Below are 17,195 nucleotides of genomic sequence, written 5' to 3'. Positions count from 1 at the left end.
GACAAAGATTCTAACTTGAAAATCCTTCACTCGACAAGAAAAACCAGTACAAATATCAGATTTTCTTGGCCAGCTCAGCGGCGAGCCCCACATAGCTGCGAGGTGTCATGGCCAACAACCGGGCCTTGGGCTCTGCGGGCAGGTCAAGGCCGTTGATAAATTCAGTCAGGCCTTCGCGGTTGATGCCCTTGCCGCGTGTCAGTGCCTTCAGCTGCTCGTAGGGTTGTGGCAAGCCATATCGGCGCATGACGGTCTGCACGGGCTCGGCCAGAACTTCCCAGCATGCATCGATATCTTCGTCGATGGCGGCGGCATTCAGTTCAAGCTTGTGCAAGCCACGCGAGCATGAGTCGTAGGCCACAGCGCAGTAGCCAAATGCAACGCCCAGGTTACGCAAGACGGTAGAGTCGGTCAGATCACGCTGCCAGCGGGACACGGGCAGCTTTTCCGACAGATGACGCAATACCGCATTAGCCAGACCCAGATTGCCCTCGGAATTCTCGAAATCGATAGGGTTGACTTTGTGGGGCATGGTGGACGAACCGACCTCCCCTTCTTTGAGTCGCTGCTTGAAATAACCCAAGGAGATATAAGCCCATATGTCTCGGTTCAGGTCCAGCAAGATAGTATTGGTGCGAGCGACAGCATCGAACAGCGCTGCCATCCAGTCATGGGGTTCTATCTGTATGGAGTATGGGTTTTGTGTCAACCCCAGGTTGGACAACACACCCGCGCTGAATGCCTGCCAGTCGATATCGGGATAGGCCGAGAGGTGGGCATTGTAATTACCGGTAGCGCCATTCATTTTTGCCAGAGGCTCTACCGCCTGTATCGCAGATACAGCGCGCTCCAGACGTGCGGCCACATTGGCAAACTCTTTGCCCAATGTGGTTGGGCTGGCCGGCTGTCCGTGCGTACGCGACAGCATGGGCTGGTCGGCGAACTGGCGCGACAACGATTTAATATGCTCGCACAATTCAGTCAGGCACGGAACGATGAACTGTTCGCGGGCACGCGTCAGCATCAACGCATGCGAGGTGTTGTTGATGTCTTCCGACGTGCAGGCAAAGTGGATGAACTCGGCAGCAGCAGCCAGTTCGTTGTTGCCGGCTACGCGCTCCTTGAGCCAATATTCAACCGCCTTGACATCGTGATTGGTGGTTTTTTCGATTTCCTTGATACGTGCAGCATCGCTCTCGGAAAACCCGGCAACCAAAGCCTTGAGCGTGGCTTTCGCCTCTGGTGAGAAAGCAGCCAGTTCAGGCAGACCTGCTTCCGACAAACCTACCAGCCAGGCCACCTCGACTTCGACCCGATGCGCCATGAAGGCGGCTTCCGATAGTGTTTCGCGCAGAGGCTGGCCTTTGGCGGCATAACGGCCGTCTAGGGGCGACAAGGCATTCAGGTGACTAAGTTGGGGGGCAATTTGCATGACTGCTCACAGATAGGAAAATCACCCGGAATTCTACCACCTGGGCAGAACTCACCCCTCCCCGCCAGAAGCCGGATGAGCACGGTCAATGACAACAAGCTGCACACACCTCTCGCACGCATTTAACCGATTCCATACGAAAAGTCACACCCTTATCGCCAGATATACGCATATAAACGACACATTCGCCACTTAGGTGCTTAAGAAACAGCCTTGTCCACCCTCGATAACGAATATAAGTCGCTATCCTGCTATACTTTTTTTTGCCCATAACTTACTGACCTTGCCATGAAACTTATTGGTTCGCTCACTAGTCCTTATGTCCGCAAAGTACGCGTCGTGATGGCTGAGAAAAAACTCGAATATGAATTCGTAGTTGAAAATGTATGGGCTCAAGACACAAGCATACAAACCCATAATCCGCTGGGTAAGGTGCCCTGCCTGCTCATGGACGACAACGGCAGTCTGTTCGACTCACGCGTCATTGTCGAGTACCTCGATACGCTTTCACCCGTGGGCCGGCTTATTCCTCAGCCAGGGCGCGATCGCGCCGCCACCAAGTGTTGGGAAGCAATTGCTGATGGCGTCCTCGACGCTGCTGTCGCCATCAACATCGAAACCACCAAGCGTCCTGCCGAACTGCGCAGCCAAGACTGGATCGATCGTCAACATAAAAAGATTGCCGCCGCGCTCGACTCCATGAACAAAAGTCTGGACGACCAGCCGTTTTGCATGGGTGTCAATTTCAGTCTGGCCGACATAGCCGTAGGCTGTGCCTTGGGCTATCTTGACCTGCGGTTTTCCGACCTTAACTGGCGTTCTCAATACGGTAATTTGCAGCGACTCGACGAAAAGCTCCAGGCCCGGCCTTCCTTCGTCAGCTCCCTGCCACCCACCCAGAACTAGTTTGCCGGCACACAGCCGTCCTTTGCCCCACTCTTTCCCGGGCGGCATAGCCCGTTGGAACGAAGGCGCGTTCGCGCACCTTAACCGCATATTGTCATGAACACTCTTCTCATTATTGAATTAATCCTGCTTGGAATCGGCAGCGGCTTTCTGGCCGGGCTGTTGGGGATAGGCGGGGGCATGGTGCTTGTACCCTTCCTGACGTACTTGATTTCCGCCCAAGGCGTAGACAGCGAGCTTGCCGTCAAAATGGCCATCGCTACCTCTATGGCCGTGATCATATTCACTTCTGTTTCCAGTGTTCGGGCTCATCACAAGCGTGGTGCTGTACGCTGGGATATCGTGCGCAAACTGGCACCGGGCATTGTCCTGGGCAGCATGCTAGGCAGCATAGGCGTATTTTCCGTGCTCAAGGGCGCTTACCTGGCGATATTTTTCGGGATTTTCGTAGCGTTCTCGGCAACGCAGATGTTTTTGGGCAAGAAACCTCCACCAACCCGCCAGATGCCGGGTACGGGTGGCCAGCTGCTGGCTGGCGGTTTCATAGGCTTTCTGTCCGGCCTGGTTGGCGCTGGTGGCGGCTTCATCAGCGTACCCTTCATGACCTGGTGCAATGTTGCCATTCATACCGCTGTGGCAACCAGTGCCGCACTGGGCTTTCCCATTGCTGTCGCCAACGTTGCAGGCTATATCGTTTCGGGTATGGCCGTAACCGATTTGCCGCCCGCCTCTTTTGGCTATATCTACTTGCCAGCTCTCGCTCTGATCGCAGCAGCCAGCGTCTGCACGGCTCCTTTAGGCGCCCGGGCAGCACACAGTCTGCCCGTTAGTCGGCTTAAGCGCGTCTTTGCCATCATGCTTTACGCACTGGCAATCTATATGTTCATGAAAGGCATTAACGCCTGATATAACGGCGCGTTGAGTTCGGTGTCAGGCCAACAGCGCCCTCTTGTGCTGGCTAGCCTGAGCGGCCTCAGATGATAATACCGCCCCCCAGGCAGACATCCCCGTCGTAAAGCACAGCCGACTGACCCGGCGTGACGGCCCACTGGTCTTCCTGAAACGACAAGGAAAACTGATCGCCGGACGTGTCAACAAGAGCACAAGCTGAGTCTGCCTGCCGGTAGCGCGTCTTGGCGGCATAGTTTCCGAGGCCTGGTGCCTGGCCTGCCACCCAACTGGCATCCTGGGCGTTTAGCTTGGCAGCCAACAGCCAGGGATGGTCATGGCCCTGGACTACATACAAGATATTGTTCTCCAGGTCTTTGCGAGCGGTATACCAGGCATCAGCCGTACCGTCCTCGCGCTGACGGCCTTTTACGCCGCCTATGCCCAGACCCTTACGCTGGCCTAGGGTATAAAACGACAAGCCCTGGTGCTCACCCACCACGACGCCCTCGGGTGTCTTGATGGGGCCCGCATGCGTCGGCAAATAACGGTTGAGGAATTCACGAAAAGGCCGTTCGCCAATAAAGCAAATACCCGTGGAATCTTTCTTGGCGGCATTGGGCAGTTGCAACTGCTGCGCCAGGCGTCGTACCTCGGTCTTGGGAATTTCACCCAAAGGGAACAAGGTACGGGCGAGTTGGGTCTGGTTGAGCCGATGCAGAAAATAACTTTGATCTTTGCTCAGGTCCAGAGCCTTGAGCAACTGATGCTGCTCACCCTGGGGTGTATCGATACTGCGCACGCGTGCATAGTGCCCGGTTGCAATATAGTCGGCGCCCAGTGACATGGCGTGATCCAGAAATGCCTTGAACTTGATCTCGGCATTACACAGAACGTCGGGGTTGGGAGTGCGGCCAGCAGAATATTCGCGTAAAAAATCGGCAAAAACTCTATCTTTATACTCAGCTGCGAAATTGACAGCCTCGATGTCGACACCGATCAGATCAGCCACACTGGCAGCGTCCAGCCAGTCTTGTCGTGTGGAGCAGTACTCAGAATCATCGTCGTCTTCCCAGTTTTTCATGAAAAGACCCAGTACGTCGTAGCCCTGTTCTTTAAGCAGCCACGCCGCCACCGAGGAGTCGACGCCCCCCGACATGCCGATCACGACACGCTTTTTTGTTACTGATGCTGTAGTCATGCCCGCTATTTTATGCGTATTTACGGTATGAAGCAGGCCCAAGCGCAAGAAGGCGGCGCCTGTTTAAGGGCGCCACCTACATGCCTGGCGATTATGGCTGGATCACGACTTGCCTGCCATCAAAGCCTCGTCGACGAGTTCTATCCAGTGGCGCACAGGCGTATCAGTACCACTTTGCAAATGAGAGATACAGCCTACATTGGACGAAACGATGGCGTCAGGTTCCACGGCATGCAAGGCATCGAGTTTGCGCTCGCGCAGAGTCTTGGACAGCTCAGGTTGAGTGACCGAATAGGTGCCGGCAGACCCGCAACACAGATGCGAATCGGTAAAAGGCTGCAGATTGAATCCCAGGTCTTGCAACAGGGTTTCACTGACGCCGCGCAAGCCCTGCCAGTGCTGCAAAGTACATGGCGGATGAAAAGCGGTCTTGCTCGGCAGGCTGCTCAGTCTGGCTTTGAGCTCGGCACTGTGAGGCGCAACGATTTCAGCGATATCGCGCACCTTGTCGACCACGCGCAAAGCCTTGGCCACATAGTCAGCATCGTGGCGCAGATGATGAGCGTATTCCTTGACCATGCCTCCGCAACCTGAGGCATTCATGACAATGGCCTCTACTTCGCCGCTGTCCAGCAACGGTAGCCAGGCATCGATATTGGCCCGCATTTGCACCAAGGCCGCCTCCTGGGCATCCAGGTGGAAATTGATGGCGCCGCAGCAACCCGAGCCCTTCACCAGTTGGGTTCCTATACCCAGACTATCCAAAACCCGTATGGTGGCCGCGTCTATGGTAGGCATCATGGCTGGCTGAACACACCCTGCCAGCATAATCACTTGACGAGGATGCCGTGCAACATTGGCCGGAAGCGGTCCGACTGGACGTGCCTGTGGCACCTTGTTGCGCAATACTTCGGGCAGCATGGGACGCATCAACCGGCCCAGCTTCATGGCCGGACCAAACAAAGATGAATTCAAGGTATGACGCAAAAGCCGACGAGTGATCCTTTGCTTGAGTGGACGCTCAACCCGCTGATCGACCAGATGACGGCCTATGTCGACCAAGGCCCCATACTGCACGCCAGACGGGCAAGTCGTTTCACAATTACGGCAGGTCAGGCAGCGATCCAGGTGCTGCTGTGTTTTCTCGGTGGGCTCGACACCTTCAAGCACCTGCTTGATAAGGTAGATGCGCCCTCGCGGACTATCGCGTTCGTCTCCGAGTATCTGATAGGTGGGACAGGTAGCCAGGCAAAAGCCGCAATGCACGCAACGACGCAGGATTTCGTCGGCATCATTGCCCAGATCGGTCTCTCGCGCCCATGAAGCTAGATTCGTTTGCATGCATTACCCTCAGAAATCCGGAAAGAGGCGTTTAGGGTTGAAAATACCGGTGGGATCAAGCTCTTGCTTGAGCCGCAAGCTGATGTTTTTAAGTCCCGGCGACAAAGGGTGGAACACAGGTGTGTCGTGTGGTTTATGCTCATAACGATATAGCGTTGCATGCCCCCCCTGCTGTGCAATGGTGTCACGCAAGCCAGCTGCTGACTCGACCTCTGATACCCAGCGCAGCCCACCATTCCATTCGATCAGGGTAGGCCCCAAGTTCAGCGCCGGAGTTTGAGGTGGAACAGCCAACCGCCACAAAGGCCGATGCTGGAAGAAGGAATGGGTTTGGTCGCGCAGGCTGGACCAGAATGATTGCGCTTCAGCATCGGGCAGCGTGTCACCGCCGATTCTTTCGGCCGCGCTGGTCACGGCGGGTGCACTACCCGATACCCGGGCGTACAACACTCCAGCCTGGCCTGGTTCTGCCACCCACGCCGTGGCGCTAATGGGTATGGGCAGGCCGCGCCATGTTCCAAACAGATCCAGCGCCTGATCCTGGTCAAGCTCAAGCCGGAAGGTTTTTTCCTGGAAGGGTTTGGGCACTACTTTGAGCGACACCTCGATCATGGCACCAAATATACCCATGGAGCCCGCCAACAAACGCGAAATATCGTAGCCGGCCACGTTTTTCATGACCTCGCCGCCGAAGCTCAGAACCACTCCGGAGGAATCAAGCAGTTTGGCGCCCAGCACGAAATCACGTACGCTACCTGCAGCCATGCGTCGCGGACCGGATAGCCCGCTGGCCACGCATCCACCTATGGTGGATGTGGGACCAAAGCGCGGCGGCTCGAATGCGAGCATCTGGTTTTGCTCATCCAGCGCAGCTTCGACATCGCTCAGCAAGGTGCCAGCCCTGACCGTCATGACCAGCTCCGATGGCTCATAGCTGACGATACCTGCATACCCTGACATATCGAGTACTGCTGTACCTGGAATCGGATCGGGGCCAAGGTTTTCACCATAAAAACGCTTGGTTCCGCCCCCCTGGATATAAACAGGACGCTCGGCCCCGCGAGCCGCCATGACCTGCTGGCAGAGTTCAGAAAGTACAAATTCCATATACAGCTCTTAAAAACGAGGTAGCTCGGGAAAGCGGATTTCACCGCCATGCACATGCATCTTCCCGTATTCGGCGCAGCGCACCAGGGTAGGAATGACCTTGTCGGGATTCAACAAACCATAAGGATCGAAAGCGCGCTTGAAGGCACAGAAAAAATCGAGTTCTTCGCGTGTGAACTGCACACACATCTGATTGATTTTTTCGATACCCACGCCGTGTTCGCCCGTGACGGTACCGCCTACTTGTACGCACAGCTCGAGAATAGCAGCACCGAATTTTTCGGCCCGCTCAACTTCATTCGGCTGGTTGGAGTCGAACATGATGAGGGGATGCAAGTTGCCATCGCCAGCATGAAACACGTTCGCGCAGCGCAAGCTGAATTCGTCTTCCATTTCTTCTATGGCCCGTAATACTCGGCCAAGATGCCTGCGTGGAATGGTGCCATCCATGCAGTAATAGTCTGGAGAAATTCGGCCCGCTGCGGGGAAGGCATTTTTGCGACCTGCCCAGAACACCAGACGTTCTTGCTCAGAATTCGACACCTGTAGCCGCGTGGCGCCCGCCTTCTGGAAGACGTCAAGCATGCGCTGGATCTCGTCTTCGACCTCTTCTTCGGTTCCATCCGATTCGCACAGCAAAATGGCCTCGGCCTCCAGGTCGTAGCCCGCCTTGACGAAGGGCTCGACCATATGAACAGCGCGCTTATCCATCATTTCGAGACCGGCAGGAATGATGCCGGTGGCAATAATGTTGGTAACGGCTAGCCCAGCCCCTTCGACGCTGGCAAAACTGGCCATGATGACGCGTGCGCTGGCTGGCTTGGGAATGAGTTTGACGACAACTTCGGTGACCACGCCCAGCATGCCTTCAGACCCAATGAAAGCTGCCAGCAATTCAAGGCCTGGGCTGTCGGGCGCCTCGGAACCCAACTCGACGATATCGCCATCTATGGTCACCAGCCTGACTTTCAGGACATTATGTACCGTCAGGCCGTATTTCAAGCAGTGAACGCCGCCTGAGTTTTCGGCGATGTTGCCGCCTATGGAACAGGCAATCTGGCTGGAAGGATCGGGAGCATAGTACAAACCATAGGGTGCCGCGGCCTCGGAAATGGCCAGATTGCGGACACCAGGCTGCACCACTGCCGTGGCTGTCTTGAGATCGATTTTCTGGATGCGATTGAGTTTGGCCAGGCCCAGCACAATGCCTTGTGCATGCGGCATGGCGCCACCCGACAAACCCGTACCCGCCCCACGGGCAACAATAGGAATATTGAAGGCCTTGCAGGCTTGCAGAACCGCAACGACCTGCTCTTCGTTTTCGGGCAGGATGACTACCGGCGGCAAGGTACGATACAAAGACAGCCCGTCGCACTCATAGGGACGGGTGTCTTCGATTTTCGACAAAATACAGTGCTTGGGAACGCTGTCTTTCAGCCGTGCAATCAAGCCCGCGAAATCAGGAACATACTCGGCCACCGCACTCATGGCAGTCTGGTTCATTGTGTCTCTTCTATCTTGTTGTTATGTTCTTGTCGTGATGCGCCCTGCCACGCCCAAGAAGGGTTCAGGCTTGTGGAATGATTTTCCCCGGGTTCAGTATATTATGTGGATCAAAGGCAAGCTTCAGGCTGGACATGAGGTCAAGCGCATCTTGCCCATGCTCGGCCTGCATGAATTCCATTTTGTGCAGGCCCACACCATGCTCGCCCGTGCACGTACCTTGCATGCGAATGGCCCGCTCGACCAGGCGCCGGTTAAGCTGCTCGGACTCCGTCCACTCGGCAGGATTATCAGGGTCAAGCAGCATCAAGACATGGAAATTCCCGTCGCCCACATGACCCACAATGGTGTACGGAAAGCTGGCCTCGTTAAGCTCGGCAGCCGTTTCCGACACACATTCGGCCAGGCGAGAAATAGGCACACAGACGTCTGTTGTGCTGGAACGGCAGCCTGGACGCAGCTGCAGGCCGGCAAAATAAGCATTATGGCGCGCCGTCCATAAACGGCTGCGGTCTTCGGGCTGTTCGGCCCATTCGAAGTCCATGCCGCCATTGTCGTGCGTGATGCTCTGGACGATTTCGGCCTGCTCTTTGACACCGGCCGGGCTGCCATGGAACTCAAACAGCAGCAATGGGGATTCGGTTAGAGTGAGCTTGCTATAGGCATTGGTGGCCTTGACCGCCCAGGCATCCATGAATTCGACGCGAGCAACCGGCACCCCCATCTGGATGATTTCAATCACGCTTTGCACGGCAGCTTGTAGCGTGGGGAAGTTACAAATAGCCGCCGATATGGCTTCTGGTTGCGGGTACAAACGTATGGTGACTTCGGTAATAATGCCCAGCGTCCCTTCGCTACCCACAAAAATACGCGTCAGGTCGTAGCCGGCCGCCGACTTGCGGGCACGATTGGCGGTTTCGATCACACGCCCGTCGGCCGTGACCACCTTGAGCGACATGACGTTTTCGCGCATGGTGCCGTAACGCACGGCATTGGTACCCGAGGCTCGCGTGGCTGCCATACCGCCCAGGCTGGCATCAGCCCCCGGATCGATCGGGAAGAACAGGCCGGTATTGCGGATTTCTTCGTTCAGCTGCTTGCGTGTTACCCCGGCCTGGACCGTAGCGGTGAAGTCTTCGGGGTTGACCGAAACCAGCTGATTCATACCTGATAAGTCGAGGCTGATGCCGCCTTGCACTGCCAGCAAATGACCTTCTAGCGAGGAGCCCACGCCATAGGGAATAAGCGGTACCTTGTGGCTGTGACAATGGCGCGCCACCCAGGCAACCTCTTCGGTACTATTGGCAAACACCACGCCATCGGGCAGCATGGGCGGATAAGGAGACTCGTCGCGTCCGTGGTGCTCGCGCACCGCATGCGCAGTTGAAAAGCGTTCGCCAAACTGCTCCGCCAAGGCTTCGAGAAAACCTGCTGGAATAGCACGGCGCAACGTATTGAAAAGATCGGGGGCATTCATGCCTGTACTCCTGGGAACCCTGCTATATAAAACCAACCTCCATACTAACGGGTTTTATGCCTTGCTGCCGATCAGGGCATTTGCTGATTGCGCAGCAACCTGACGGCGATTCTTGACCGCCAGCGCCAGACGTTCGAGCACCTGCACCGAACTATCCCAACTTATGCAACCATCAGTAATGCTCTGGCCATAAGTCAGCGTCTGGCCGGCAACCAAATCCTGGCGCCCTTCGACCAAATTACTTTCTATCATGACGCCAAAAATCCGCTCGTCGCCAGTTTCCATCTGCTTCGCCACGTCTTCGAGCACCAAAGGCTGGTTTCTGTAGTCTTTATTGCTGTTGGCATGGCTGGCATCGATCATGATGCGGGGGCGCTGCCCAGCCTTCACCAGCACCTGGCTGGCGGCATCGACGCTGGCAGCGTCGTAATTGGGTGATTTGCCACCACGCAGAATCAAATGGCAGTCTTCGTTGCCAGCGGTGGAAACAATGGCGGAATGCCCCCCTTTGGTCACGGACAAAAAGTGATGGGACTGGGAGGCCGCCATAATGGCATCAATGGCGATTTTGGTATCGCCGCCCGTACCGTTCTTGAAACCTACCGGGCAGGACAAACCCGACGATAGCTCACGGTGCACCTGGCTTTCGGTTGTTCGGGCGCCAATAGCCCCCCATGAAACCAGATCGGCGATGTACTGCGGGGTAATCATGTCAAGAAATTCGCAGCCAGCCGGTAAACCCAGTGCATTGACTTCAATGAGTAATTCGCGTGCCGTACGCAAGCCCTGATTAATATTGAAACTGCCGTCGAGGCCTGGGTCGTTGATCAGCCCCTTCCAGCCGACAGTGGTTCGGGGCTTTTCAAAGTAAACGCGCATGATGATTTCAAGCTCGCCTTTGAAACGCTCGCGTTGCGCGACAAGACCTTTGGCGTACTCGATGGCGGCAACCGGATTATGAATAGAGCATGGGCCTATGACCACGACCAGACGGTCGTCGGAACCATGCAGAATATCGTGCACGGCATGACGGGCGTCGTAAACGGTCGAAGAAATGGCGGTGGTACATGGAAACTCGCGCATGATATGAGCGGGCGGGCTGAGCTCTTTGATTTCTCGGATGCGTAAATCATCAGTATTGTGCGACACAACTAGACTCCAGAGTAATTGCCCGCTTGCCGGCGGTACAAAAAAAGCCGCCTAGCTTTGCTGGCGGCTTTTTGGGAATTTGGTTCTTTTTACTGCGTACAACGCTTCCCTTCCTCCACCAGCGGTTTTGGAAAAGCATAAAAATAAAAAAAGAAAAATTGGCTTGCGCGGTACATAGAAGGTAATCCTAGCACAGAGTTTTTCTCCTGCCAATAAAAAATAAAAACAACGCCTAATAAACTTTGGCAGTCAATTCATTACACTAATATTAATTTGAGTACTAATGATTTAATGATGTATGATTTCTTCGATGATTATTTCTGAGCAAATGGAACAAGGACACGCAATGACCATGATTAAAAAATTAGCCCTTTGCACTTTGGCCGTCGCCCTGACCGGCGGTCTGGCAAGTCAGGCTAGCGCTGCCAGCCTCCAGGAAATCAAAGATCGCGGCACCGTCCGTATTGCCGTGGCCAATGAAATACCCTACGGCTATATGGATATGTCGGGCAAAGCCAAAGGCGTTGGTCCTGAAACAGCCCAACACATCATGGAGCAATTGGGCATCAAGAAAATTGAATGGGTGACGACCAATTTTGGTTCTTTGATTCCAGGCCTGCAGGCCAACCGCTTCGATATGGTCTCGGCCGAGATGGCCATATTGCCCCAGCGTTGCAAGGAAGTGCTTTTTTCTGAACCCAATAGCTCATATGGCGAAGGCCTGCTGGTCGCACAAGGTAATCCCGACAACGTCCACACCTACGAAGACTTTGCCAAATCCGATAAGAAAATAGCCATCATGGCCGGTGCCGACCAGCTTGAAATGCTTCAGGCACTGGGCGTGCCCGGTGAGCGCATGGTCACCATATCGAATAATGCCGATGCGATCTCCACCGTATCCACAGGTCGCGCCAGTGCCTATGCCGCCACCAGCCTGACGGTCAGTGAGCTGGCCAAAAAGAGCGACAAAGTCGAAGCCGCAAAAGAGTTTACCGACCCGGTGATCGATGGGGAACCCGCACGTAGCTGGGGAGGCTTTACCTTCAGCCAGGACTCCAAAGACTTTCGGGATGCCGTCAATGCCGAGCTCGCCAAATTCAAGAAAACCGATGCCTGGGGCAAGATTATGGCTGAATACGGCTTCAGTGAGGCTGATGCCAAAGAGTCCTTCAACAAAACCACCGAGCAACTTTGCACCGAATAAAGCGTAGATTCCCTCATGGAATGGCTTAGCTACAGCACGCCGCTGCTGCAAGGCGCCTGGGTAACGATACAACTGACTGTTTACTCGACCATCCTGGGCGCTTTTTTTGCCTTTGCCTTTGGCATAGGAAAACTCTCCACCAACTGGCTCATCAAGGGCGTCTCAATAGGTCTCATCGAGATATTCCGGGGTACATCATTGCTGGTACAGCTGTTCTGGCTGTACTTTGCCCTGCCCTTGCTGGGTCAGGCCATAGGCGTGGATTTGCGCCTTCCGCCTGTGGTGGCCGGTACGCTGGCCCTCAGCCTGAATATCGGTGCCTATGGCGCCGAAGTGGTGCGTGGCGCCATCCAGGCAGTCCCCCCTACTCAGCACGAGGCTGCCAAAGCGCTGGACTTCACACCACGGCAGGTGTTGTGGCGGATATCCCTGCCCCAGGCGATACCTGAAATGATGCCCAGCTTCGGCAATCTGGCCGTCCAGAACCTGAAAGACACTGCACTGGTATCACTGATCAGCCTGGGCGACCTGGCCTTTCGGGCCGAACAAATCCGCAACTTCACGCAAGACAGCGTTACGGTCTACACCCTGCTGCTGTTCATGTATTTTGGCATGGCGCTGGTTCTGACGGCCATCATGAAGTTGCTGGAGCGCTCAGTTGGGCGCTGGCGTGCGGGGAGGACCTGAGTATGTTATTTGGTATAGAGTGGGACACCTCTTCGAACTGGCTGTTCGCAAGCTCGATATTGCCCATTTTGTTCAAGGGCCTGGTCGTAACCATACAGGCAACCGTGCTGGGCTTCTTCGTCGCGGCAGTGCTGGGCCTGGTGCTGGCAGCCCTGAAGTCTTCGCGGCTGCGCATTATCTCGTGGCCAGCCCGCCTGATCACCGAGTTCATCCGCGATACACCGCTGCTGGTACAGCTATTCTTCCTGTATTACGTGCTGCCCGAATACGGTATTGTGCTGCCTGCCTTCCTGACCGGCGCCCTCGCCCTCGGCATACAGTACAGTGCCTATACGTCCGAGGTATACCGGGCCGGCATAGAGTCCATTACACGCGGCCAGACCGAAGCCGCCTGCGCACTGGACCTGTCACCGCTACGCACTTTTTGCGTGATTATTGTCCCGCAGGCCATCCCGCGCATTATCCCGGCACTGGGCAACTACCTGGTTTCCATCATGAAAGACGTGCCCGTGCTGTCGGTTGTGTCGGTCCTGGAAATGCTCAACGTGGCCAAAATCATCGGTGATCGCACCTTCAATTATCTGATTCCACTATCCATGGTGGGCGGGCTATATCTTATTCTGACCCTCGTGGCTTCGGCAGCCATACGCCACCTCGACCAGCGCCTGCCCAAGCAAGGAATACCCCTAAAATGAACGACTCCGCAACCACGGAACAAACGCCTGGCCTGACGCAGACGCCCGATCCAAACACCATCATCCAGTTCGACAAGGTGGTGAAACGCTTTGGTGATGTGACTGTGCTCGACAGCCTCGATTTCAATGTGCAAAAGGGTGAGAAAGTCACCATTATCGGCCCGTCCGGCTCCGGTAAATCCACCGTCTTGCGCATACTCATGACCCTGGAGACCATTAACGAAGGGGTCATACATGTGGCGGGCCGGCCTTTATGGCACGAACTGCGCAACGACCAGCTGATACCAGCCAGCGAAGATCACCTGCGCCAGATGCGCAAGGAAATGGGCATGGTGTTCCAGCAGTTCAACCTGTTCCCTCACATGACGGTCAGGCGCAATATTACCGAAGCGCCAGTGCATGTGCTGGGACTGTCCAAAGACAAGGCCAATCAACGCGCCGAGGAGTATCTGGAACTGGTCGGGCTTTCGGACCAAGCCGATAAATTCCCCAGCCAGCTATCGGGCGGTCAGCAGCAACGGGTTGCCATTGCCCGCGCCCTGGCCATGAAACCCAATATCATGCTGTTCGACGAGCCGACCTCAGCCCTGGATCCCGAGCTGGTCGGCGAAGTACTCAATGTGATTCAGCGTCTTTCTGAAGAGCAAGACCTGACCATGTTGCTGGTTACGCATGAAATGCAGTTTGCCAAGCAAATTTCCGACCGCGTCTGCTTTTTCGACAAAGGCAGGATTGTTGAAGAAGGCCCGCCAGAACAGGTGTTTTCATCGCCACGTGAGGAACGCACTCAGGAGTTCCTCAAGGGCTTCATCAATCCCGAATGTTGAGCTAGCCACCAGCACTGGACTGGAGCGGTGTGCCCCGATGAGCAGGAGTCACACCGCCAAGTGCTGCTAGTACAGTTCAAGCAGTAGCAGCCTCTTCCAGAGGAAGCAGTGGCGTGAACCGTTTGCGTGTTGCAATATGCTCTGGTCGCGGCACCAGACCATACTTGGGAGGCTCCAGCGTGTTTTCCATGCTGTTGTACACCATGAAAACATTGGCACGGGGCCATGGCGAAATATTCCCGTTGGAGCCATGCATAGTGTTGCAATCGAAGAACACCACCGAGCCAGCCTTGCCCGTCATGGCCTGAATACCGCCCTGCTCGGCCAGCAGCTGCAGGCTCAAGGTGTCGGGTACGCCATACTCCTGCTTCTTGAGCGACTTTTTGTAGTGATTATCAGGCGTGATGCCCTGGCATGAAATAAACTGCTGGTGTGACCCTGGAACCAACATCAAAGGGCCGTTGCAGGCACTGTTGTCGGTCAGCAAGACCGAGCAGCTGAGTGCGCGCATGGCCGGCATGCCATCCTCGATGTGCCAGGTTTCAAAGTCGGAATGCCAATAGAATTCCTTGCCCTTGAAGCCGGGCTTCATATTGGCCCGTGACTGGTGCATATACACCTCGGAACCCAACAATTGCCGGGCAACGTGTATAAGCCGCGGATCGCAGGCCAGCCGGCCCAACAACTGACTAAGCTCATGCACCCGGAAGATGGACCGGACGGCATCACTGCCTGGCTCGGTAATCGCTTCTTCCAGCTTGATGATATCGGGGTCAGTGCCCATGCGCTTGACCTCGGCGAGCAAGCCCTGAACCTCTTCATCGCTGAATATATTCTCGAGCAACAAAAAGCCGTCACGCTCATAGGATGCTACCTGTTCTGACGCCAGTGCGTCGGCATAAGTACCATCCTTGTATACCACCGGATCCCGGCGAGCAATAATCGCAGAGGTCCGGTCGGTACGCGACGCATAAGGGTCGTTCATAGATACATTCATCTTTTACTCCTTTGCAACTCAAGCCGCATCGGTAACCAGCGGATACACTCCTTTATCGTCATGCACCTCGAAGCCGGTCAACGGCGGATTGAATACGCAGATTACTCGCAGCGGCTCTTTGCCGCCGCGCAGCCAATGTTCATCATGTTCGTCCAAGGCATAAACCACACCTGGACCCAAGGCATATTTCTTGCCATCGGCGATTGTTTCGATTTCGCCATCACCTTCGATGCACCATACGGCTTCGAGGTGGTTCTGGTAATGAATATGCGTTTCCGTACCAGGAAAAATCACGGTCTCGTGAAAGGAAAACCCCATGCCGTCTTTTTGCAGCAATACACGACGGCTCAGCCAAGTCTCGGTTTTTACCTCGTTCTCGGTACCGATCACATCCTTTACATTCCTGACGATCATCCTGCTTTACCTCCAAATTTCAATACACGGGCACTGACGCCCTTCTCTGATAAAACTTCTGCCAAGCTGCGCTCGATCACCTGAAGGCCACGCATCAGCAAATCATCTTCGATGGTCAGTGCCGGCAACAGTTTCAGCACCTCATCATTGGCACCCGAAGTTTCGATCACCAGCCCATGCTCGAAAGCCTTCTTGGCAATCTGATTGGCCATGTCATCATCATTCGGCGTGACCAGGCCCTGGATCAGTCCGCGTCCGCGCACACTCAGACCTGCTCCCGGATAGCTATGAACCAGGTTCTCGAGCCAGTCGCGTACCATACGCTCTTTGCGCAGGGTGTCCTCGGCAAATCGGTCATCGCGCCAGTAGCTGTCCAGAACCTGGGCAGCCGTGACAAACGCCATATTGTTACCCCGGAAAGTGCCGCTATGGGCACCGGGCTTCCAGATATCGCATTCGGGCTTCATCAGCACTAGCGACATGGGCAGACCAAAGCCAGACAAGGATTTGGACAAGGTGATGATGTCGGGTTCTATACCAGCGGACTCAAAACTGAAGAAGTTTCCGGTACGGCCACAACCTACCTGTATATCGTCCACGATCAGCAACATATCGTGCTGACGGCAGACTCTTTGCAGCTCTTTCAGCCAGCGCTTGGACGCCACATTGACACCACCTTCACCTTGCACGGTTTCAACGATAACGGCAGCGGGATGATCCAACCCGCTACTGTTATCGTTCAATAGGCGCTCAAAATAAGCAATCGTGTTTACGTCTGGGCCCATATAGCCATCGAATGGCATAAACGAAGTATTGCTGAGTGCCACACCGGCAGCTTGTCGGAATTTCGAATTGGCAGTGACCGCCAAAGAACCACCGCTGACACCATGAAAACCATGCGTGAACGAAACGACGTTCTGACGGCCCTTTATCTGTCGTGCAAGCTTCAACGCAGCCTCGACAGCATTCGTACCGGTAGGGCCGGTAAACTGCAGGGTGTATTTCCAGTTCCGTGGCTTGAACAGCACCTGCTCAACCGTTTCCAGGAAATATTTCTTGGCGCTCGTTGCCATATCCAGGCCGTGCACCAGTCCGTCCGTATCCAGATACTCGATCAGTTTCTGCTTCAGGATGGGATTGTTATGGCCGTAATTAAGGGTCCCCGCTCCGCTGAAAAAGTCCACGTACTCTCTGTTGTTTTCATCTATCAGCACGGAACCGCGAGCTTGTTTGAATATGACTGGGAACGACCGGACATAGCCCCGTACTTCCGACTCCATCCGGTCAAATATTTTTAAGTCCATCATGTTTTGTTCTCCTATGTGTGAGGCGCCGGCGAAAAAACCGAGCTGAGCGCAGACCTTTCG

Annotated in this window: 16 protein-coding genes; 6 read left to right on the top strand and 10 right to left on the bottom strand. The window is 55.1% G+C overall.

The genetic code is table 11. The annotated features are described in order from the left end of the window. Positions 1-55: 55 nt before the first annotated feature. Complete coding sequence (purB, locus tag ERD84_RS08745; RefSeq protein WP_130039245.1) at positions 56-1,432, bottom strand: adenylosuccinate lyase; 1,377 nt, start codon at positions 1,430-1,432, stop codon at positions 56-58. 288 nt (positions 1,433-1,720) lie between these two features. On the opposite strand from purB, the gene ERD84_RS08740 reads away from it, so the two are divergent. Together ERD84_RS08740 and ERD84_RS08735 are read left to right on the top strand one after the other, a co-directional pair. Then, entirely contained in the window at positions 1,721-2,338 is a 618-nt protein-coding gene (locus tag ERD84_RS08740) for a glutathione S-transferase N-terminal domain-containing protein (RefSeq protein ID WP_130039244.1), read from the top strand. A 96-nt stretch (positions 2,339-2,434) separates the two neighbouring features. After that, the gene (locus tag ERD84_RS08735; protein WP_130039243.1) at positions 2,435-3,244 is read left to right on the top strand and encodes a sulfite exporter TauE/SafE family protein; all 810 of its coding nucleotides are present in this window, start codon (positions 2,435-2,437) and stop codon (positions 3,242-3,244) included. Between the two features lie 67 nt (positions 3,245-3,311). Here the strand turns inward: ERD84_RS08735 and mnmA are convergent, their stop codons facing one another. The 6 genes from mnmA to aroG form a co-directional block, all read right to left on the bottom strand. Beyond that, positions 3,312-4,427, bottom strand: a complete 1,116-nt coding sequence (mnmA, locus tag ERD84_RS08730; protein WP_130039242.1) for a tRNA 2-thiouridine(34) synthase MnmA — start codon at positions 4,425-4,427, stop codon at positions 3,312-3,314. A 102-nt stretch (positions 4,428-4,529) separates the two neighbouring features. Next, positions 4,530-5,768: a glycolate oxidase subunit GlcF gene (gene glcF, locus ERD84_RS08725; RefSeq protein WP_130039241.1), complete on the bottom strand. Its 1,239-nt coding sequence runs from the start codon at positions 5,766-5,768 to the stop codon at positions 4,530-4,532. A gap of 9 nt (positions 5,769-5,777) precedes the next feature. Next, positions 5,778-6,875: a glycolate oxidase subunit GlcE gene (gene glcE, locus ERD84_RS08720; RefSeq protein ID WP_130039240.1), complete on the bottom strand. Its 1,098-nt coding sequence runs from the start codon at positions 6,873-6,875 to the stop codon at positions 5,778-5,780. A gap of 9 nt (positions 6,876-6,884) precedes the next feature. Continuing rightward, a complete protein-coding gene (locus tag ERD84_RS08715) occupies positions 6,885-8,378 on the bottom strand; it encodes an FAD-linked oxidase C-terminal domain-containing protein (protein ID WP_130039239.1) in 1,494 nt (497 codons plus the stop codon). A 64-nt stretch (positions 8,379-8,442) separates the two neighbouring features. Further along, positions 8,443-9,855, bottom strand: coding sequence for an FAD-binding oxidoreductase (locus ERD84_RS08710; protein WP_130039238.1), 1,413 nt, complete (start codon positions 9,853-9,855; stop codon positions 8,443-8,445). A gap of 54 nt (positions 9,856-9,909) precedes the next feature. After that, entirely contained in the window at positions 9,910-11,004 is a 1,095-nt protein-coding gene (aroG, locus tag ERD84_RS08705) for a 3-deoxy-7-phosphoheptulonate synthase AroG (protein WP_130039237.1), read from the bottom strand. A 352-nt stretch (positions 11,005-11,356) separates the two neighbouring features. Between aroG and ehuB the strand changes: the two genes are divergently transcribed. The 4 genes from ehuB to ehuA are packed head-to-tail and all read left to right on the top strand — an operon-like array spanning position 11,357 to position 14,417. Continuing rightward, positions 11,357-12,208, top strand: coding sequence for an ectoine/hydroxyectoine ABC transporter substrate-binding protein EhuB (gene ehuB / locus ERD84_RS08700; protein WP_245150654.1), 852 nt, complete (start codon positions 11,357-11,359; stop codon positions 12,206-12,208). A 15-nt stretch (positions 12,209-12,223) separates the two neighbouring features. Then, positions 12,224-12,895 carry an ectoine/hydroxyectoine ABC transporter permease subunit EhuC gene (gene ehuC / locus ERD84_RS08695; protein ID WP_130039235.1) on the top strand — a complete coding sequence of 224 codons (672 nt, stop codon included), beginning with the start codon at positions 12,224-12,226 and terminating at the stop codon, positions 12,893-12,895. Between the two features lie 2 nt (positions 12,896-12,897). After that, the gene (gene ehuD / locus ERD84_RS08690; RefSeq protein WP_130039234.1) at positions 12,898-13,590 is read left to right on the top strand and encodes an ectoine/hydroxyectoine ABC transporter permease subunit EhuD; all 693 of its coding nucleotides are present in this window, start codon (positions 12,898-12,900) and stop codon (positions 13,588-13,590) included. Next, complete coding sequence (gene ehuA, locus ERD84_RS08685; RefSeq protein ID WP_130039233.1) at positions 13,587-14,417, top strand: ectoine/hydroxyectoine ABC transporter ATP-binding protein EhuA; 831 nt, start codon at positions 13,587-13,589, stop codon at positions 14,415-14,417. The genes ehuD and ehuA overlap by 4 nt, the downstream gene beginning before the upstream one ends. 76 nt (positions 14,418-14,493) lie before the next feature. Here the strand turns inward: ehuA and thpD are convergent, their stop codons facing one another. The 3 genes from thpD to ectB are packed head-to-tail and all read right to left on the bottom strand — an operon-like array spanning position 14,494 to position 17,132. Next, positions 14,494-15,414 (bottom strand): ectoine hydroxylase, encoded by a 921-nt coding sequence (gene thpD / locus ERD84_RS08680; RefSeq protein ID WP_130039232.1) that lies wholly within the window; start codon positions 15,412-15,414, stop codon positions 14,494-14,496. Positions 15,415-15,432: 18 nt separating this feature from the next. After that, positions 15,433-15,828 (bottom strand): ectoine synthase, encoded by a 396-nt coding sequence (locus ERD84_RS08675; RefSeq protein ID WP_130039231.1) that lies wholly within the window; start codon positions 15,826-15,828, stop codon positions 15,433-15,435. After that, positions 15,825-17,132: a diaminobutyrate--2-oxoglutarate transaminase gene (ectB, locus tag ERD84_RS08670; protein WP_130040003.1), complete on the bottom strand. Its 1,308-nt coding sequence runs from the start codon at positions 17,130-17,132 to the stop codon at positions 15,825-15,827. Before ectB ends, ERD84_RS08675 begins: the two co-directional genes overlap by 4 nt. Between the last annotated feature and the right edge of the window lie 63 nt (positions 17,133-17,195).

This window comes from Pollutimonas harenae (assembly GCF_004153685.1).
In the GTDB taxonomy this organism is placed as follows: domain Bacteria; phylum Pseudomonadota; class Gammaproteobacteria; order Burkholderiales; family Burkholderiaceae_B; genus Pusillimonas_C; species Pusillimonas_C harenae.
Note: the sequence above shows the minus strand (reverse complement) of the source record. Positions and strands in the feature narration are given on the sequence as shown.

Bases quoted from the DNA above. Each gene is read 5' to 3' on its own strand.
- purB (WP_130039245.1), bottom strand. From the start codon at position 1,432: ATGCAAATTGCCCCCCAACTTAGTCACCTGAATGCCTTGTCGCCCCTA.
- ERD84_RS08740 (WP_130039244.1), top strand. From the start codon at position 1,721: ATGAAACTTATTGGTTCGCTCACTAGTCCTTATGTCCGCAAAGTACGC.
- ERD84_RS08735 (WP_130039243.1), top strand. From the start codon at position 2,435: ATGAACACTCTTCTCATTATTGAATTAATCCTGCTTGGAATCGGCAGC.
- mnmA (WP_130039242.1), bottom strand. From the start codon at position 4,427: ATGACTACAGCATCAGTAACAAAAAAGCGTGTCGTGATCGGCATGTCG.
- glcF (WP_130039241.1), bottom strand. From the start codon at position 5,768: ATGCAAACGAATCTAGCTTCATGGGCGCGAGAGACCGATCTGGGCAAT.
- glcE (WP_130039240.1), bottom strand. From the start codon at position 6,875: ATGGAATTTGTACTTTCTGAACTCTGCCAGCAGGTCATGGCGGCTCGC.
- ERD84_RS08715 (WP_130039239.1), bottom strand. From the start codon at position 8,378: ATGAACCAGACTGCCATGAGTGCGGTGGCCGAGTATGTTCCTGATTTC.
- ERD84_RS08710 (WP_130039238.1), bottom strand. From the start codon at position 9,855: ATGAATGCCCCCGATCTTTTCAATACGTTGCGCCGTGCTATTCCAGCA.
- ehuB (WP_245150654.1), top strand. From the start codon at position 11,357: ATGATTAAAAAATTAGCCCTTTGCACTTTGGCCGTCGCCCTGACCGGC.
- ehuC (WP_130039235.1), top strand. From the start codon at position 12,224: ATGGAATGGCTTAGCTACAGCACGCCGCTGCTGCAAGGCGCCTGGGTA.
- ehuD (WP_130039234.1), top strand. From the start codon at position 12,898: ATGTTATTTGGTATAGAGTGGGACACCTCTTCGAACTGGCTGTTCGCA.
- ehuA (WP_130039233.1), top strand. From the start codon at position 13,587: ATGAACGACTCCGCAACCACGGAACAAACGCCTGGCCTGACGCAGACG.
- thpD (WP_130039232.1), bottom strand. From the start codon at position 15,414: ATGAATGTATCTATGAACGACCCTTATGCGTCGCGTACCGACCGGACC.
- ERD84_RS08675 (WP_130039231.1), bottom strand. From the start codon at position 15,828: ATGATCGTCAGGAATGTAAAGGATGTGATCGGTACCGAGAACGAGGTA.
- ectB (WP_130040003.1), bottom strand. From the start codon at position 17,132: ATGGACTTAAAAATATTTGACCGGATGGAGTCGGAAGTACGGGGCTAT.